Below are 16,999 nucleotides of genomic sequence, written 5' to 3' on the forward strand. Positions count from 1 at the left end.
TGAGAAATGCTTGAAACGGCGTGCTGTGCGCGCTGCCAGCTATATACGCGATAGCAATCAGAAGAACAAACAGTCCGTGTCGCTGGCCTGGGTGCTGCGATGTGGAGTGGTGATCGCGGCAGAGCGCCGCGATGCCAAGCTGTGAAACAGCAACACGACTTACGCAAATCAGGCTCAGGTACCTGCTTCGCTTCAAGGAAGCGGTCCTGGCGAGTCCTGATCTGCGTAAGTCCCCAGCGATAGAGATAGCGATAGCGATGGATATGTTGATCAAGTCCCAACTCCCTGTGCCTTCCATGCGCCAGGCCGCAGCAGCGGCCGCGCTGGTCTGCGCGATGGGCGCAGCCCATGCAGCAGAGCCTGCAAGCCAGGCCAGGCCGAGCCAGGCCATGGATATGCGTGCAGCGGTACAGGCGGCTGTGGCATGGCACCCTGCAGTGCGTACGGCGCAGGGGCAACTGCTGGGGGCGGACGAGGGCGTGGCGTCGGCCCGCGCCGGTTATTACCCGCAGGTCAAGGGCGGGTTGGGGGCGCAGGTGAACAACCGGGATGTCTACCCCTATACCTCGCGACGTGTCTATGACGCCAGCGTCTCGGTGTCGCAGATGCTGTACGACTTCGGCAAGGTGGACAGCGCTGTGCAGCAGGCCGAAGCCAGCATCGAGGTTGCCCAGGCGCAGGTTTATCTGTCCACCGACGATGTAGCTCGCGAGGCTGCGCAGGCCTGGGTGGAGCTGCGCCGCCAGCAGGCCATGGTGGCGATTGCCAAAAGTCAGCTCGAGGGCGTGAGTGCGTTGGCGGAGCTGGCCAGGGAGCGCCAGATCAAGGGCGCGAGCACCCGTTCGGACTTTATGCAGGCACAGTCGCGCATGGATGGCGCGCGTGGCCAATTGATCAATTACGAGGCGCAGGCGCGCCGCTGGCAAGCGCGGCTGATGACTCTGATCGGGTTGCAGACGCCACCTACAGTGGGTGAAGCGAATACAGGAAAAGGCGATGTGCCCGATGCTCTGCCGCAGGCCTGCGCCGCCGCGCAGGTGCAACCCACGGCAGCGGTGCGCCGGGCCCAGGGGCAGCGAGCGCAGGCCCAGGCCGAATTGAAGGCAGCAGATGCGCAACTCTTGCCGACGCTGTCGGTGGATGGCTCGGCCTCGCGCGGGTTGAATGCAGCCTCGCGTCCGGCAGGTTATCCGGATGTGGACATGCGCGTGATGTTCAATGTCTCGGCACCGCTGTTCGAAGGCGGGCGCAACCAGGCACGCCAGCGCGCGGCCGGCCATGCGCTGGAGGCCGCCGACGCGGCAGTGGCCAACGCCGAGTTCCAGGCGCGTCAGTCGCTGCGCGACGCGCAGGACCAGAGCCTGGGCCTGTTGGAGCGTCAGCCAGTGGTGGACCAGCGTATCACCAGCATCCGCATCACGCGCGATCTGTACCGTGAGCAATATCTGCAACTGGGCACACGCTCGCTGCTGGATCTGCTCAACGCCGAACAGGAATATCACAGCGCACGTTTCGAGCAGGTGGATAGCTCACATGACCTGCAGCGGCTGGCTGTGGAGTGTTGGTACCAGAGCGGGAGGTTGGCCGATGAGTTCGCGCTGGATACCCGGCTGCGTGACCGGGGCCAGGGAGCGATGCGATGAACGACGCGATGAACCAGGTAGCTGCCGAGCAGGCAAGCGCCAAGCAATTGCCGCCATTGATGCAGGGCTGGCTGGACGCCGTCCTGGCAGTGGCAGCGCATTACCAGATCGATACCTCGCGCGAGCGTCTGCGTGTGGACGCGGCCTGGGCGGCCGATGGCATGTCTAGCGAGGATTTGCGCCACTGCATACGCCAGATGGCCCAGCAGGCAGGCCTTGCCGTGACCGAGGTGGCTCCGGACCTGAAGCGGTTGACGGCCTGGCGTCTACCCGTGGCCGTGCAGCTGCGCGGGGGGCAGGTGGCTATCGTCACGGCTCTGACCGAGAGCGGCTTGCGCCTGCTGCTGAGCGGCGACGAGGGCGGCGAGAGCACGCACACGCTGGCCGAGTTGCAGCCGGAGGTGGAGACCATGGCGGTGCTGCGTCCGTTGCAGTCGGCCCCCGATTCGCGTGTGGACAGCTACCTGCGCCCCGTGGAGCGTCACTGGCTGCGCGACATCGTGTTTGCCGATCTGCGACCCTATGGCCATATTCTGCTGGCCTCGTTCATCACCAATCTGATGGCCTTGGGCGGCATTCTGTTTTCCATGCAGGTCTATGACCGTGTGGTGCCGTCCCAGTCCGAGCCTACGCTGTACGTGTTGTTCGGCGGTGTGCTGCTGTCCATTGCGTTCGCCTGGGCCATGCGCGCCGCGCGCATGCACATTACCGACATGCTGGGCAAGCGGGCAGACCTGCGCATTTCGGACCGCGTCTTCGGTCATGCGCTGCGCGTGAAGAACGGCGCCCGTCCGCGCGCCACAGGAACTTTTGTGGCCCAGATCCGTGAGCTGGAGCCGGTGCGGGAGATGCTGACCTCCACCACGGCAGCGGCCGTGGCCGACCTGCCGTTCTTTGTCCTGTTCTGCTTCATCTTCTGGATGATCGCGGGCTCGCTGGTGTGGGTACCGCTGGCGGCCTTTGTGCTGCTGCTCGCGCCCAGCCTGCTGGCGCAAAAGCGTCTGCGCAACCTGGCTCAGGCCAGCATGCGCGAATCGGCGCTGCGCAACGCCATGCTGGTGGAGACGGTGCAGGGCATTGAAGACATCAAGCTGCTGCAGGCCGAGCCGCGCTTTCAGAATCAGTGGAATCACTACAACGTCGTGAATGCCGAGTCGGGTCTGAAGCTGCGGGCGTTGCTGCATCATCTGAGCAACTGGATGCAGACGGTGCAGGGCAGTGCTTTCGCCTTTGTGGTGTTCTTTGGCGCTCCCCAGGTGATGCGCGGCGATATGAGCACCGGCGTGCTGGTTGCGTCTTCCATTCTGGTCAGCCGCATGCTGGCGCCCTTGTCCAGCGTGACCGGTGTGCTCAATCGCTGGCAGCAGGCCAAGATGGCCAGCGATGGGTTGGACCAGCTCATGCGCCTGCCCGTGGACCACGCCGAGGACGGCAGCCGCGTCCACCGTCCTGTCATCGAGGGGCGCTACGACTTCGGCGAAGCCGTGTTCAGCTACGACGGCAAGACCCCGGCACTGCAAGTCAAGAAGCTGCAGATCGCAGCCGGTGAGCGCATTGCCATCCTGGGGCGCAACGGAGCGGGCAAGTCGACGCTGCTGCAGGCGCTATCGGGTCTGACCGAGCCCGTGAGCGGGCGCCTGCTGTTGGACGACGTGGCGCTGGCTCACATAGACCCGGCCGACGTGCGCCGCGACGTAGGCCTGCTGACGCAGAATGCGCGCCTGTTCTACGGTTCGCTGCGCGAGAACCTGCTGCTGGGCGCTCCTCATGCGAGCGATATGGAACTCATGGCCGCGCTGCAGGACGCGGGTGCCTGGGCCTTTGTGTGCACCCTGCCCACGGGGCTGGATCACATGGTCATGGAGGGAGGGCAGGGCCTGTCGGGCGGTCAGCGTCAGAGCCTGCTGTTGGCGCGCCTGATGTTGCGCCAGCCGCGCGTGCTGCTGCTGGACGAGCCCACGGCGGCGCTGGACGATGTGGCCGAGCGCGATGTGATTGCCCGGTTGCGCAAGCTTGCACCGGGGCGCACCTTGGTCGTCGCCACGCACCGGCCCGCTGTGCTGCAGGCGGTGGACAAGATCATCGTGGTGGACAAGGGGCAGGTGGTGTTGCAGGGCGCGCGCGATGAGGTGCTCAAGCGCCTGAATGGCGGTGTCCAGCAGGCAGCCCCGCAGCAGAATGTTCGCGTCGTGCAGAGCGGGCGCATGAAGGTAGCGGTGCAGCCGGTGAAAAGGCTGGTCTCTGCAGAGGAGGGGCAGGAATGACGGAGACAGCAGTTCCCGGTGAGACATCGAAGGCAACATCTACAACAACACCCGCGATGACGGTTGAGTCCGCGCCCATGCTTTCACCTATGCCCGGGTCTGCGCGTCGGCATGCCGCCATGCCGGCCATCGGTGACTTCGATGAGGTACGCGCAAGTCACTCGGATCGCGTGGTGTGGCTGGTCACGGCCTTTGTGCTGGCTTTTCTGGCATGGGCCTGGTTCTTCGAGATCGACGAGGTGTCCAACGGCAGCGGCAAGGTTATCCCGTCCTCGCGCGAACAGCGCATCCAGTCACTGGAGGGCGGAATTCTGTCCGAGCTGCTGGTGCACGAAGGCGATATCGTGGAGAAAGGTCAGGTGCTTGCCAAGCTGGAACCTACGCGTGGCGAGTCCAGCGTGGAGGAGACTGCGGCCCGATACCGTGCGGCTTTGGCCGCCAGCGTGCGCCTGCGTGCCGAGGTCGAGGGCCGCGACAGCCTGCAGTTCCCTCAAGAGCTGGATGATCATGCGCAACTCAAGGCTTCGGAGAGCGCGCTGTTCCGTTCACGCCGCGCGGCGCTGAACGATACGGTGGCAGGTCTGAGCCAGGCGCTGGCCCTGGTGCGCAAGGAGCTGGGCATCACGCAGTCGCTGCAAGCCAGCGGTGCTGCTAGCAGCGTCGAACTCATCCGCCTGCAGCGCCAGGGAGCGGAGCTGGAGCTGAAGATCGCCGAGGCGCGTTCTGGCTACATGGTGCGCAGCCGCGAAGAACTTGCCAAGGCGGATGCGGAGGCGAAGTCCCTGTCTTCAGTGGTGCGCGGGCGTGCGGATTCACTGGATCGCCTGACACTGCAGTCGCCTGTGCGAGGCGTGGTCAAGAGCCTGCAGGTGACTACCATCGGGGGCGTGGTGCCGCCCAACGGCCTGCTGATGGCCTTGGTACCTCTCGATGACCAATTGCTGGTGGAGGCCCATATCTCGCCGCGCGACATTGCCTTCATCCGTCCAGGCCAGGAGGCTCTGGTCAAGGTGACGGCCTACGACTACGCAGTCTATGGCGGCCTCAAGGGCCAGGTGGTGACGATTGCCCCGGATACCCAGCGCGACGAGGTCAAGCCCGAAATCGTCTATTACCCGGTTCTGGTGCGCACCGACTCGGATGTGCTTGTGAACAAGGCAGGCCAGCGCATGCCCATTGTGCCGGGCATGGTGGCAGCCACCGATATCCGAACGGGCCGCAAGACCGTCTGGGACTATTTGACCAAGCCGCTGAACAAGGCGCGCGAGGCCCTGCGTGAGCGCTGAAGCCCTACAGCGCGTGACTTTCGATGTTGATGAAAGAGGATGCCATGAGCATGTTTGAATCCACCTTCCGCCTTTCCACTCTGGTGCTGGCTGCGGCCGCTTGCATTGCCATGCCGGCCGTGGCTCGTGACAATCCGGAGGATGCTGTCAGCAATCCCGACAAGCTGCAGTATTCCGACGTCAATATGCGCTATGCCGATATGAAGAAGGACTTTGTCCGCGATGGCGTGCGGGCAGAGCAGCTCGAAGGTATTCGCGCCATCCAGCCTGGCATGGCCCAGGACAAGGTGAAGCAGACGCTGGGCGAGCCTCTGACGCAAACTACAGGCCCGAGAGGCCAAGAGTGGGACTACAACTTCAAGCTCCGTCAAGCGCAATCCGGTAACCTGCTGGTGTGCCAGTACAAAGTGGTGTTCGATGAGACCGGAGCGGTTCGCGAGTCTGTCTGGCGCCGCCGACAATGCCAGCAACTGATGCAGCGCTGAGGCGCTGCTGGAACTCTTCCAGCTTCGCCAAGATTTGTGTGGTGGCGTCTGGCCGGTGGCCATATATCAAGCTTTATGTGTGAGCGCGCGCGGTCACTCAATAAGCATCAGCGAAGTACTTCATCTGTACGGCGCGCTGCAGAGCCAAGACTGATGGCTGTGGGATCTACCGTTCTGCGACGTCGGCAGAGGTGCTCAGGCGCGTGGTCGCCGGTATCCGGAGCATGTGAACTGCGCTTTGCCAATTGACGGGCACTGTCTGCTGCTCGCCCGACCCTCCGTTGGTTGGTCTTCAAGAACGGCTCAGGAGGCGGCGTCTGTGGGGCGATGATCAATGGAAGGAAGCAGATAGAGGCTTGGACTGGGTGATGCCGGCAATCCAGGCATTGATCATCGCAACTCGGCTGGCAGCAATGGGGCAGTTGCTGCCGGTGGCCAGATCAAGCATGCCGGTCATCGCGTCGTGCAATGCTGCTCAAGGAAGACCGGTGCCCCAATAAGGCCTCTACAGGCCTCAGCGAGCGATGGACTGCAAACGAGCTTTCCGCGCAGCAGGAGATTCGCGCAGCAATTCGTCAATCACTTCTTCGCGTGTTTTACCGGGGCCTGCAGGGGGGGCAAAGTTGGGGAAGTTGCTTTCTCCATACGACAGGCGGCCGCTTTTCATTGCATCTGCAGTTTCGGCCCTGACTTGATCACGTGTCTTCTGGCTCACGAAATGTTCCGGATGAACAGTCACGCCTTGCTCGTTATTGGCTGGGTGTTCATAGGCTGCCGAAGCCATCCCCGGCACGGCTAGTACAGCTACTGCTGCTGCGCTTGCAAATACGGACGCGATGGAGAGACGACGTTGAGACATGGTGATAGCTCCTAAGAAAGTCGGTGAAACACAATCTCCCAGGCCTTGATAAAGGTAAGGAGGAGATGTGTGGATCTTAGAAATCCGACCCCAACAGAAGCGGGACAGCGCGGTGACATTGTTGTCAGCTTCTTCTCATGCCGACCTGGACTGCCCTTGGCCAGGTAGACATGCCCGGTCTATGTGGGTGAACGAGCCCCGCATGAGGGACTGTCGCCTCTTTTGAGAAGCGGGTGCAGGCCACCAGGCTACCCGCATCCGCTGTATCGGCACCGGTTCTAGAACGTATGGCGTAAGCCCATGCCAAAGCCTGTCTGGTTCACACCCGGCAGCGGTGTTCCACCAGCTTGAGCGCTGCTTGCTCCAAAGGCCGCATTGCCACTGTTCTTCATGTAGCCCAGCGATGCATAGGCCGCAGTGCGTTTGGACAGGTTGTAAGTACCGCGTAGTACCAGCAGCTGACCCTTGTCCGCGTTGTCCTTGTACTTGAGCTGGTTGTACTGGGCGTCCACGGTCCATTGACCAAGAGGGTAGGTCACGCCCACAAACCACAGGTCGTTGCGCGGCGATGCGATATAGCCGTCATTCTTGCGGCGCATATAGCCACCACCAATCTTTGCGCCACCAAGCTTCACATAGCCGTTGAGCATGGTGCGCTTGTCGACTTTGTCGCTGCTGGTCAGCCCCGCGAAAGCACCGGGGCCGCCACGCAGCTCGTCATGCGCCAGCGCCGCTCCCCATGCCGCTGCGTCGTACTTGAGCATGGCCGACCACTCGCGGCAGGTCTTGGAGTCGGTGCTGCTTTCTCCCGCGCAGTTGGTTCCGCCGGGGCTGGGGCCCGCATTGACGGCATCGCGGCCAAAGCTATAGGTTGCGCCGATCGTCAGGCCCGAGAACGTTCCCTTGTAGGAGATCGCATTGTCGGCACGTGCATTGGGAAAGTAGTTGTCCAGACTGGCCATGCTGTGCAGGCTCGGACCGATCACGTCAGCGTCGAGTACGGACCAGAACAGCATGGTGTACTGACGGCCCAGACCCAGCGATCCCCAGGGACCATTGAGGCTTACGAAAGACTGGCGGCCGAAACCGCGACCGCCCTGGTTGAGCGCTCCGCTGTCGGGGCCGATACCCATCTCCAGCGTGAAGGATGCACTCAATCCGCCTCCCAGATCCTCGCGGCCGCGAAAGCCCAGGCGCGATGGAGCGCTGCCCGCCAGATTGGGCATGCGTGTGAGGCTGGACTTGGTTGCGCCCACGTTGTTCATGGTTTCGACGGCCGTATCCATGATGCCGTAAATCTGTACGGACGATTGTGCATGTGCCAACCCTCCCGCCCCCAGAAGCGCAATGGCGCTCGCTACCTTCTTCAGCATGAATGTCTCCAATTTTTAATGTCGTTCAGTATTTTTTGCATGCGTGGCTTGATGTGATTGAGCTGTTGAGTCGTGAGCCTCCTTGCTTGTCGGTGCAAAAACAGTGCTTACTTGTGCAGAGACTGGAGCCATTCCCGGCATTCGGATGCAGCTGTGGCAGGCCACTCGACACAGATCGTCTTGTCCATCTGACGCACTTCTACGCGTATGACCTGGCCGGCGCCGCGTGCACTGCGGGCACCTCCGAAGGTGCGGGCCCACCAGCCGGCTTTGCTGTATGTGTCCTGTGTAGAGGCTGTGATGGCTGCTTCCATCTGTCCCTGCGGTACTGCGCCAGAGGAGACGGTCGACGCGGCGGCAGGTTTGATCTCAGGGCTCACGACAGCTTGCTTGGCCAATGAAGGCATGGTGGGCGCTGTCGAGGGGCTGGCGGAGGAAGGTGGTGTGCTATCAACGAGCAAGCCACCAGCCTCGATGCGAGCCGCCAGATTGCTGCCAAACTCTTCCCAGAGACGATCGGCCTTGGTCTTCATGACCGACAGGCCAAAGGCGCCCAGGCGGCCCAGCACGTCGACATTGACCTTGATGCGCAGATCCGTCCCGCCATTGGTGGCAGGCGTCAGGAACACCTCGCTGGTCTGCTTGAGCGAACTGGCCACCGAGGCATCCTCGCCGGTGCCTTCCACGCGCATGTATTCCGGAGCGTTCTGCTCGACGATCTTGGTCTTGAGCTTGAACCTGGCGCTGATGAAGGAAATCTTCTGGTGCATCTCCGCCACGTATTCCGTGGGGCTGATGACCTCGATGGACTTCATCCCGGGCACGGCGCCGGCCATGATCTGGGGATTGAGGAGCAGATCCCAGACCTGCTGCGGAGGGGCTGAAACGGTCAGGTTTTTTTCAATTTCCATGATGCATCTCCTGTGCTGCATGCAGCACGGATTCGACGATTTGGGTGTAGCCGGTGCAGCGGCAGAGATTGCCGCTGAGGCCGTGGCGCACTTCCTCGCAGCTGGGCTGGGGCGTGTTCTTGAGCAGGTCGCAGGAGGCCATGATGAAACCCGGCGTGCAGTAGCCGCATTGCAGGCCGCCACACTGCATAAAGTTCTTCTGCAGGGGGTGCAGCTGGTCGTTGGCGGCCAGCCCTTCGATGGTGGTGATGCTGCGCCCGTGAACCTGCACGGCCAGCATCAGACAGGATTTGATGACTTCACCGTCCAGCAGCACCGAGCAGGCGCCGCAGGTTCCGGTCTCGCAACCCCGTTTGGTGCCGGTCAGATGCAGGTCGTCCCGCAGGAAATCCGATAGCAGTCGCCGTGATGCGACTTCGGCGCTGTGCGATTCGCCGTTGACCTGGCATTCGATGCGATGCGTGCTCATGCGGCAACTCCTTCATTGATATCGATTCCGAACAGCGTGGACACCGTGCGACGAGTCACCGCGCGCACCATGGCGCGGCGGAACTCGCTGCTGCCGCGCAGGTCCGAAACCGGCTGGATGTCCTCGGCCACGATGGCGGCGACCTGCGCAGCAAGCTGCGCATTCACGGTCTTGCCACGCAAGCAGTCCTCGGCGCGGCGCAGCCTGGTGGGAATGGGCGTGGATGCGCCCACAGCCAGACGTGCCTGATGGCATGTCTGCCCTTCTCTTTGCACGACCAGGGCCACGCTGACCAGGGGCCGGTGTTCCGCTGCCGTGCGCAGAAAGCGCGTGTATTCCCCCTGGGTGCCGGGCGCTGGCAGCGGCACCCGGATTTCCAGAAGCAGCTCATCGCTCTCCATGGCCGTGGTGTAGTAGTCGACCAGGAACTCTTCCATCGACAGCACGCGCTCTCCGCGTGTGCTGCCCAGAACGACCGAGGCATCGAGGGCCATGAGACAGCCGGGCGGGTCCGTGGAGGGGTCGGCATAACAGAGATTGCCGCCAATCGTGCCCTGGTTGCGCACCTGGGGATTGGCCACCTGGGCGGCCATCCGGGCCAGCACCGGTGCATGCGCTTTCACGAGCTCGGAGCTGGCCACATCGATATGGCGGCTCATGGCCCCGATACGCAGACCTTGGTGCGGATCGAAATCGATGCCATGCAGCCGGGGCAGCTTTGCCACCGAGATCAGGTGCGTGGGCGCAAGCATGCGTTGGCGCATGGCCAGCATCAGCGCCGACCCGCCCGCGATGATGCGTGCATCGTCGCCGTACTCGGCCAGCATCTGGCTGGCCTCCGCTACCGAGCGGGGCTCCGCAAAATCAAATTCACGCATGGCTTGCTCCTTGCCGCTGCTTGTCGCGCAATGCAGCCAGCACTTTTTCCGGGGTGATGGGTAGATCGGTGATGCGCACGCCAATCGCGTCATAGACGGCGTTGGCAATGGCTGGTGCGCCTGGCAGGATGGCGGTCTCGCTGGCCCCCTTGGCGCCATAGGGACCGTTGGGATCGTTGGATTCCACAAGGCCGCCGCGCAGCATGGGAACCGCATCGGCGGTGGCCATGTTGTAGTCCGCGAAGTTGCCGTTCGCCAGGCGTCCACCCTCGTAGTGCAGCTGCTCATACAGCGTCCAGCCTATGGCCTGGACGGTGGCGCCATTGGTCTGGCCATGAATCGCAATCGGGTTGAGCGCCTTGCCGCAGTCGTCGGCGACATAGCTGTCGAGGACGCTGACCTGCCCGGTCTCGATATCCACTTCGACTTCGACGGCCTGGGCAGCGTAGGAGTAGGCAGCGGCGATATTGCCGTAGAGCTTGTCGTCATGCATGACGGTCTTGGGGTCCCAGGTCCCGGTGACCTGGATGCCACCGCCACCATGGCGCCAGATATGCTGGCGTGCCAACTCGGCCACGGTGCTGCGGCGTTCTGGCTCCGCACTCACGTAGACCGCACCGCCTTCCAGCGTCAGCGCATCGGGTGGCGCACCCAGACGCTCGGCAGCCAGGCTTAGCAACTCCTGGCGCGCCTTGCGCGCAGCGATGATGGCCGCGTTGCCGCCCGACATGGTGACGCGCGAAGCCAGAGTACCCACGGCCACCGGAGAGACATCGGTATCGGGCGCAAGCACATGAATATCGGCCAGAGGCAGGTCCAGTTCATGGGCCACGATCTGGCTGAGCATGGTGCTCGCTCCCTGGCCCATATCGCATTCACCGCTGATGAGAAAGACTCGACCGTCCTCATTGATCTTGATGACCAGCGTCGATCCGTCCCAGTTGCCTATGGTGCGGTTGCCGCTCACATGCATGGCTGCGGCCATGCCCACGCCGCGGTGCTTGGTGCCACTGGCCTTGACGCGTTGGCGTTTGCTTGCCCACCCTATGGCCTCGGTTGCCATGTCTATGCACTCCAGCAGTCCTGTGCTGCCGATATGCCAGCCGTGAATCGAGACATCACCGGCCTTGAGCGCATTGATCTTGTGCACCTGCACCGGGTCCAGGCCCAGTTTCTCCGCCATGGTGTGGATATGGCTGTTGAGCGCAAACTGCATCTGGGTTCCGCCAAAGCCCCGGAAGGCACCGCGTGGCGGATTGTTGGTGTAGTACAGCGTCGCTTCTGAACGCACATTCGGATTGCGGTGCATGTTGTCGCTGCGCATGGCACTGACGTGCATCACATCACCGGCAAGGCCTGCATATGCACCGCATTCGGCAATGATGCGAACCTGCTTGGCGACAATGCTGCCGTCCTTGAGCATGCCCAGCTTGAGGGTGATGCGCTCGGGCACGCTGGCGCATGCGGCCTGGAAGTCCTCCAGGCGGTTGTTGACCAGCCGCACCGGACGTCGGGTATGCAGGGCCAGCAGGCCGGCAAGCAACTGGTTGTCGTCCTCCACGATCTTGCCGCCGAAGCCACCTCCGGTAGCGGCCTGAATCACGCGCACGCGGGAAATGGGCAGACCCAGGGTCATGGCCACCTGCATGCGCACCAGATTCACTGCCTGGGTCGAGGTATAGAGCACAAGCCGGCCATCGGGGTCCAGCGAGGCCACCGTGGCCATGGGCTCCATATAGCCGGGGTATTGAGAGTGCGTGGTGTAGGTGGCTTCGTGAATCAGATCCGCTGCGGCAAAACCTGCCTCCACGTCGCCGCGCTCGAACTGGATATGCTGGGCCACATTGTTGCGCCCTGGATGGATGCCGAAGGCCTCCTCATCCATGGCTTCCTCGGGCGTCAGAATGGCCGGCAGTTCTTCGTATTCCACCCGAATCAGATCCAGCGCGTCGCGTGCGATCTCTTCGGAGACCGCGGCCACGGCGGCCACCTCCTCGCCGCAATAACGCACCACGCCTTTGGCAAGAACGGCGCGCTCCTTGTGATGCGCCCCCCAGAGAGTGGCAGGCGCATCTTCGCCGGTCAGAACCGCCTTGACGCCCGGCAGCGAGCGCGCCTCGGCAGTGTCTATGCGAGCGATGCGCGCATGCGGGTACGGGCTGCGCAGAACCTTGCCATGCAGCATGCCGGCAAGCTTGAGATCTCCTGCGTAGATGGCTCGGCCAAGCACTTTTGCCCTGGCCGTCACCTGTGGAGTGTCCATGCCCAGCGTGGATCGAGATGAAAGAGCAGATGTCATATCCGTACCTCGCAGCGGAAGGCCCCGGGTCGCTGCGGACCAGAGGCTTGTGCCACTTCAGTCATATAGAGGTCTGTTGGAGTCGCCCAGGACTGCGCCTGAACGATTCATTGATGTCACTCGGCTACGATGCCGAGGTCCTTGATGGCTTTGCCCATCACCATGTACTCGCGTTGATTGAGATCGCTGAGCACCTTGGGAGAGCCGCCGGCTGGCAGGGCGCCGAAGACGGCGAGCTTTTCCACGACTTCGGGCTCTCGCAAAATGGCATTGAGGTGCTCGTTGAGCAGATTGATCACCGCTGCCGGAGTCTTTTTCGGCGCGAAGAAGCCGTTCCAGGCGCTGACCACCACATCCTTGTAGCCCAGTTCGGTCAATGTCGGAACGGCCGGTGCAAGCGATGAGCGCTTGGTATCGCCGATGGCCAGCGCCACCAGCTTGCCGGAGTCCAGATACTGGCGCACAGGCCCGAAAGTGACCCAGGCAGTATCGACATGGCCGGCCACGACATCGGTCACCGAGGGCCCGACGCCGCGGTATGGAACATGGGACAACTTGACGCCAGCGGCCTTGTTCAGCCATTCGCCGGCGATGTGCATGGGCGAGCCGGCGCCGGGGCTGGCATAGGAGACGGTGGCGCCACTCTTGGCCCTGGCAATCAGCTCGGGCAGGTTTTTGACACCGAGCTTGGGGCTCGTGACCAGCACCAGGGGCTGGGTGGCGGTGTTGATGATGGCTTCGTAGCCGTTGAGTACGTCGTAGGCAGCAGCGCCCGATAGCTTCATGACCAGGGGCGCGGTGGTGAAGGGGTTGGGAGTGAACAGCAATGTGTAGCCATCGGAGCGTGCACGCCCCACCATGCCGTTGCCTATTGCCCCGCCAGCACCCGGGCGGTTGTCGATCAGCACTGTCTGCTTGAGCCTGTGGCTGAGCTTGTCGGCAAAGAGGCGGGCGATTGCATCGGTATCCCCGCCCGGCGGGTAGGACACGATCACCGTGATGGGCTTGCTCGGATAAGTCTCTTCGGCAAGCACCGGCTGCGCAAGCAGCGTGCCGCAGGCAAGCGCGGTAAAGCAAAACTGGCGTCTATCAACTGACATGGTCGCCTCTCCTTGGGCCGTGGGTATAAATCTGGTGTGCAATCTCAATTGATTCATGAGTGAAACATTGAATCTATAGAGAAACAATAAAACGGAGTTATACGCCTGTAGTTGATCAATCAAATTGCTGTTTTCACTATTGACATGCGATTCTGTTATTTGAGGTGAAACAATGGCGCATGAACAAGAAAACATGCGAAACGCCCTGGTCGCACCTCAATGCGCAAGGCGACGGACTGACGGTGGACGACTTCATCACCACCTTGATGAGTCAGGTGGGAAATGCTCTGCGGCGCACGATTACCGTGCCTTATGCCGAGAAGCACGATCTGACGGTCTCGGAGTGGCGCTTGCTGGCCTTGATTGCCCACGCCAGGCGGCTGGCCTTCTCGGATCTGGTCATTCAGTCCACTTCGGACAAGGCCCTGGTGAGCCGCGCTCTCAAGCGGCTGCAAGCCAAAGGCCTGGTGGATCTGCAGGGTGAAGGCAATACGCCGCGCAAGAAGATTTTTTGCCGGATCACCGAACAGGGCGAGGCCCTGCATGCACAGGTCATGCCCTTGGCGCGTGCCAGCCAGGCTGCCGCCATTCGGGCCTTGCCCGAAGATGAGCGCAACGCCATGTACAACGCGCTGATGCGCTTGCGTGCACATTGCGAGAAAGCAGGCGCTTTGTCCGGCGAGGATGAAGCAGGCCTTGAATAGTTCCTGTGGCCCTGTGTTGGATAGCTGCCTGGATGCTGCTGCAACACATATAGATGCACGAATTTCTGCATGCGGCAGGCGGGAGGCGGGAGGCGGGAGGCATCCGCACATTACATGTGCGTCGCCGGCTGAGGCGTCATTTTGAGAATGAGAACGGGGTTCCGGGGGCCGCTCGTCACCGTCCTCTGACATGTCTCGCAAGTCAGCAGCGCTTGGCGAGATCCGGCTCCACCATGGCAGGACGCGCTCCCGCAGACACCGGTCTTCTTGCTCATGGGCAGAGGCAGGCTCATGCAATGGGCAAGCAACGCATGGCGCCTGCCAGCCATGCATCATGGCTTTTCGCCAGATGCCGACAGCGCCACGATGCCCGCTCAAGACCGCACCATCGACCCACCGGAGGTGCTGCGCAGGGCAACACTGCCGGTGTACTGTCGTTCAGGTGGAGCCGGCAACCGGCTCGGCCGTCAAAGCAACTTGCCACGCGTCATAGCCATAGACCCAGTCGGCATTGCCGCCAGCCCGCAGCCAGTTATTGCCTCGCGAGCCTATCTGGATCTGGCTGGTGCGCTGCTTGCGCATGGCCTCGTAGTTCTGCAAGGCTTGCGCAACGCCTTCGGCATCCTGCACTGCATCCAGGTTGCGGGCCAGCACCACGGCGTCCTCGATCGCCATGCCGGCACCTTGGGCCATGAACGGCATCATGGGATGGCTGGCATCTCCGAGCAGCGACACTCGCCCCTGCGACCAGTGCGACAGAGGGTCGCGCTCATACAGAGCCGTCTTGAGTACGCTGTCACACGCATCCAGCAGGGCTCGTGCGTGTGGATGAAAGCCGGCATAAAAGCCGCGCAGCTCGGCCACGCTGCCCTCGGTGGTCCAGGATTCCTCATGCCAGGATTCCTGCGCCGTGGTGGCGAAGATGAAGGTGTCGCGGCCCTGATTGAGCGGAAAGGTCACGATCTGGCTGTCCGGAGTCGGTCCCCACCATTTGGTGAAGGCACCGATATCGGGAACATGGCGCACGCGCTCGGTGGGCACCACGGTGCGAAACGCCACCACACCGGTAAAGCGTGGGCTCTCTGCGCCAAACAGGGATGTGCGCACCACCGAATGAATTCCGTCCGAGCCTATCAGCGCATCCAGTCCATCGACTCGCGCGCCGTCAGCAAATTCCACGGCAACGCCGGCATCGTCTTGGGCAATCCGGCTGACGCGTCTGCCGAACTTCACCTGCTCGCCGGGAAAGGCATCGGCCAGTGCCGCCAGCAGATCGGCGCGATGGATGGTGAGCTGCGGCGCGCCGTACTGGCGCTCGGCTTCGTTGCCCATCGTCAGGCGCGATGTTTCCTCGCCGTTGTCCCAGGTGCGGCTGATACGGTGCGTTGGGCGGGCTGCCGAAGCCCGTACGGCAGCCGCAATGCCATCGCCCAGTCCGTCTAGCGCGCGTACAGCATTGGGCGTCAGATTGATGTCGGCGCCTACGCGCAGGTATTGCTGGCTCTGCTCGAACACCGTCACCTCGTGTCCGCTGCGGTGCAGCGCGTTGGCTGCGGCCAGGCCACCAATGCCGCCGCCCACAATGCCTATTTTCAATCGTGTCTTGGACATGTTTGCTCCTTGATATGGGTATGGTTTGCTCGTTCCGGGCTGCGCTGGCAGCCCGCTTACGGTGCCAGCCAGTGTCGACAAGGCCGCCTGTCACGTGAAGCGCAAAGCATCCATAAAATGACACAAATCGTCCGGAATCCTCCATGAAACAAAGCAGCGACCATTTAAGCGACGTGCTGGCCATCTGCCGAGCCGAGCGCGCGGTGACGGCCAGCTTTTCATTGGGTGAGCCTTGGGCGCTTGCGTCCGAGGGAGTGCCGGGGACCATGATCCGCATCGCCCAGGGGCAGCCGTACTGGCTGCAAGTTCAAGGCCAGTCACCGTTGCAGGTCTTGCCTGGCGATCTGGTGGTGTTGCCGCTGGGCAGTCCGCACGTCATTGCGTCGGACCTCGCGCTGGCTCCGGTTCCGTTCGCACACATGATCGAACGCTTTGCCCAGGGTCCGAAGGACGAGAATCCTCTGACGTTCGAGCATGGCGGAGTCGGGGCCCAGACCCGCATCGATTCGGTGCTGCTCTGGATATCGGCCTACTGCCGGCACACCATATTGACTCTGCTGCCGCCGCTGCTGCACATACCTGCAGCGCAGGCCGCTCCACCGGCCATGCTGGGCAGCATGCTGCAGGCTCTGATCGAAGACTCGCTGGCGCGACGCGCCGGCTGGCGTCTGGCAGCCGCGCGTTTGGGGGAGTTGGTGCTGATCCATGTGCTAAGCAACCATTTCGCCGCACAGCAGCAGCGCGGTCAAGGCTGGGTGCGCGGCCTGGCCGATGTGCAGATTGCCAGGGCCATGGCCGCCATCCACGGCCGCCCCAGCCATGGCTGGACCTTGCAGGCCCTGGCCAGGGAGGCTGCCATGTCGCGCTCGCTCTTTGCCGAAAAATTCAAGGCGCTGGTTGGAGAATCGCCCATGGCCTATCTGCAGCAGCAGCGTATGGCCCATGCCGCCCAGCAACTGGAATCGGGGTTGCCGCTGGCCCAGATTGCCGAGGATTGCGGCTACGAGTCGGAGCGCGTTTTTGCCCGCGCCTTCAAGCGCTGGTGCGGTCTGCCGCCGCGCGCCTATCAGCGCAGCACCAAGGCGCTCAGAAACGAATTTGCTGCGCTGAAATGAGG

The 16,999-nt window shown here is 62.6% G+C and carries 16 protein-coding genes; 7 read left to right on the top strand and 9 right to left on the bottom strand.

Annotated elements, in window-relative coordinates:
- Nucleotides 1–10: 10 nt before the first annotated feature.
- From CTR2_RS08615 to bamE, 5 genes are all read left to right on the top strand, one after another.
- Entirely contained in the window at nucleotides 11–145 is a 135-nt protein-coding gene (locus CTR2_RS08615; RefSeq protein WP_254913411.1) for a hypothetical protein, read from the top strand.
- 118 nt (nucleotides 146–263) lie between these two features.
- Nucleotides 264–1,643, top strand: coding sequence for a TolC family outer membrane protein (locus CTR2_RS08620; RefSeq protein WP_254913410.1), 1,380 nt, complete (start codon nucleotides 264–266; stop codon nucleotides 1,641–1,643).
- Nucleotides 1,640–3,907 carry a type I secretion system permease/ATPase gene (locus tag CTR2_RS08625; RefSeq protein ID WP_087084397.1) on the top strand — a complete coding sequence of 756 codons (2,268 nt, stop codon included), beginning with the start codon at nucleotides 1,640–1,642 and terminating at the stop codon, nucleotides 3,905–3,907. The genes CTR2_RS08620 and CTR2_RS08625 overlap by 4 nt, the downstream gene beginning before the upstream one ends.
- 77 nt (nucleotides 3,908–3,984) lie before the next feature.
- Complete coding sequence (locus CTR2_RS08630) at nucleotides 3,985–5,193, top strand: beta-barrel domain-containing protein (RefSeq protein ID WP_087084396.1); 1,209 nt, start codon at nucleotides 3,985–3,987, stop codon at nucleotides 5,191–5,193.
- A 44-nt stretch (nucleotides 5,194–5,237) separates the two neighbouring features.
- The gene (bamE, locus tag CTR2_RS08635) at nucleotides 5,238–5,678 is read left to right on the top strand and encodes an outer membrane protein assembly factor BamE domain-containing protein (RefSeq protein WP_238707816.1); all 441 of its coding nucleotides are present in this window, start codon (nucleotides 5,238–5,240) and stop codon (nucleotides 5,676–5,678) included.
- 331 nt (nucleotides 5,679–6,009) lie between these two features.
- Here the strand turns inward: bamE and CTR2_RS08640 are convergent, their stop codons facing one another.
- From CTR2_RS08640 to CTR2_RS08675, 8 genes are all read right to left on the bottom strand, one after another.
- The gene (locus CTR2_RS08640; RefSeq protein ID WP_254913409.1) at nucleotides 6,010–6,135 is read right to left on the bottom strand and encodes a hypothetical protein; all 126 of its coding nucleotides are present in this window, start codon (nucleotides 6,133–6,135) and stop codon (nucleotides 6,010–6,012) included.
- 57 nt (nucleotides 6,136–6,192) lie between these two features.
- On the bottom strand, nucleotides 6,193–6,537 hold the full coding sequence (locus CTR2_RS08645; RefSeq protein ID WP_087084395.1) for a DUF4148 domain-containing protein: 345 nt from the start codon (nucleotides 6,535–6,537) through the stop codon (nucleotides 6,193–6,195).
- Between the two features lie 278 nt (nucleotides 6,538–6,815).
- On the bottom strand, nucleotides 6,816–7,910 hold the full coding sequence (locus CTR2_RS08650; protein WP_087084394.1) for a porin: 1,095 nt from the start codon (nucleotides 7,908–7,910) through the stop codon (nucleotides 6,816–6,818).
- A 107-nt stretch (nucleotides 7,911–8,017) separates the two neighbouring features.
- The gene (locus CTR2_RS08655; protein ID WP_087084393.1) at nucleotides 8,018–8,821 is read right to left on the bottom strand and encodes an SRPBCC family protein; all 804 of its coding nucleotides are present in this window, start codon (nucleotides 8,819–8,821) and stop codon (nucleotides 8,018–8,020) included.
- Nucleotides 8,811–9,290: a (2Fe-2S)-binding protein gene (locus CTR2_RS08660; protein WP_003056048.1), complete on the bottom strand. Its 480-nt coding sequence runs from the start codon at nucleotides 9,288–9,290 to the stop codon at nucleotides 8,811–8,813. Before CTR2_RS08660 ends, CTR2_RS08655 begins: the two co-directional genes overlap by 11 nt.
- The gene (locus CTR2_RS08665; protein WP_087084392.1) at nucleotides 9,287–10,168 is read right to left on the bottom strand and encodes an FAD binding domain-containing protein; all 882 of its coding nucleotides are present in this window, start codon (nucleotides 10,166–10,168) and stop codon (nucleotides 9,287–9,289) included. Before CTR2_RS08665 ends, CTR2_RS08660 begins: the two co-directional genes overlap by 4 nt.
- Nucleotides 10,161–12,467 carry a xanthine dehydrogenase family protein molybdopterin-binding subunit gene (locus CTR2_RS08670; protein WP_087084391.1) on the bottom strand — a complete coding sequence of 769 codons (2,307 nt, stop codon included), beginning with the start codon at nucleotides 12,465–12,467 and terminating at the stop codon, nucleotides 10,161–10,163. The genes CTR2_RS08665 and CTR2_RS08670 overlap by 8 nt, the downstream gene beginning before the upstream one ends.
- Nucleotides 12,468–12,583: 116 nt before the next feature.
- On the bottom strand, nucleotides 12,584–13,567 hold the full coding sequence (locus CTR2_RS08675; protein WP_087084390.1) for a Bug family tripartite tricarboxylate transporter substrate binding protein: 984 nt from the start codon (nucleotides 13,565–13,567) through the stop codon (nucleotides 12,584–12,586).
- 179 nt (nucleotides 13,568–13,746) lie between these two features.
- Here CTR2_RS08675 and CTR2_RS08680 point away from each other — a divergent pair, with 179 nt between their 5' ends.
- Nucleotides 13,747–14,271: a MarR family winged helix-turn-helix transcriptional regulator gene (locus CTR2_RS08680; RefSeq protein ID WP_087084389.1), complete on the top strand. Its 525-nt coding sequence runs from the start codon at nucleotides 13,747–13,749 to the stop codon at nucleotides 14,269–14,271.
- A gap of 438 nt (nucleotides 14,272–14,709) precedes the next feature.
- On the opposite strand, the gene CTR2_RS08685 is transcribed toward CTR2_RS08680, so the two are convergent.
- On the bottom strand, nucleotides 14,710–15,882 hold the full coding sequence (locus CTR2_RS08685) for an FAD-dependent monooxygenase (protein ID WP_087084388.1): 1,173 nt from the start codon (nucleotides 15,880–15,882) through the stop codon (nucleotides 14,710–14,712).
- A 143-nt stretch (nucleotides 15,883–16,025) separates the two neighbouring features.
- Between CTR2_RS08685 and CTR2_RS08690 the strand changes: the two genes are divergently transcribed.
- Nucleotides 16,026–16,997, top strand: coding sequence for an AraC family transcriptional regulator (locus CTR2_RS08690; RefSeq protein WP_087084387.1), 972 nt, complete (start codon nucleotides 16,026–16,028; stop codon nucleotides 16,995–16,997).
- The last annotated feature ends 2 nt before the right edge of the window (nucleotides 16,998–16,999 follow it).

Origin of the sequence: Comamonas thiooxydans, from assembly GCF_002157685.2 — a bacterium.
In the GTDB taxonomy this organism is placed as follows: domain Bacteria; phylum Pseudomonadota; class Gammaproteobacteria; order Burkholderiales; family Burkholderiaceae_C; genus Comamonas; species Comamonas testosteroni_H.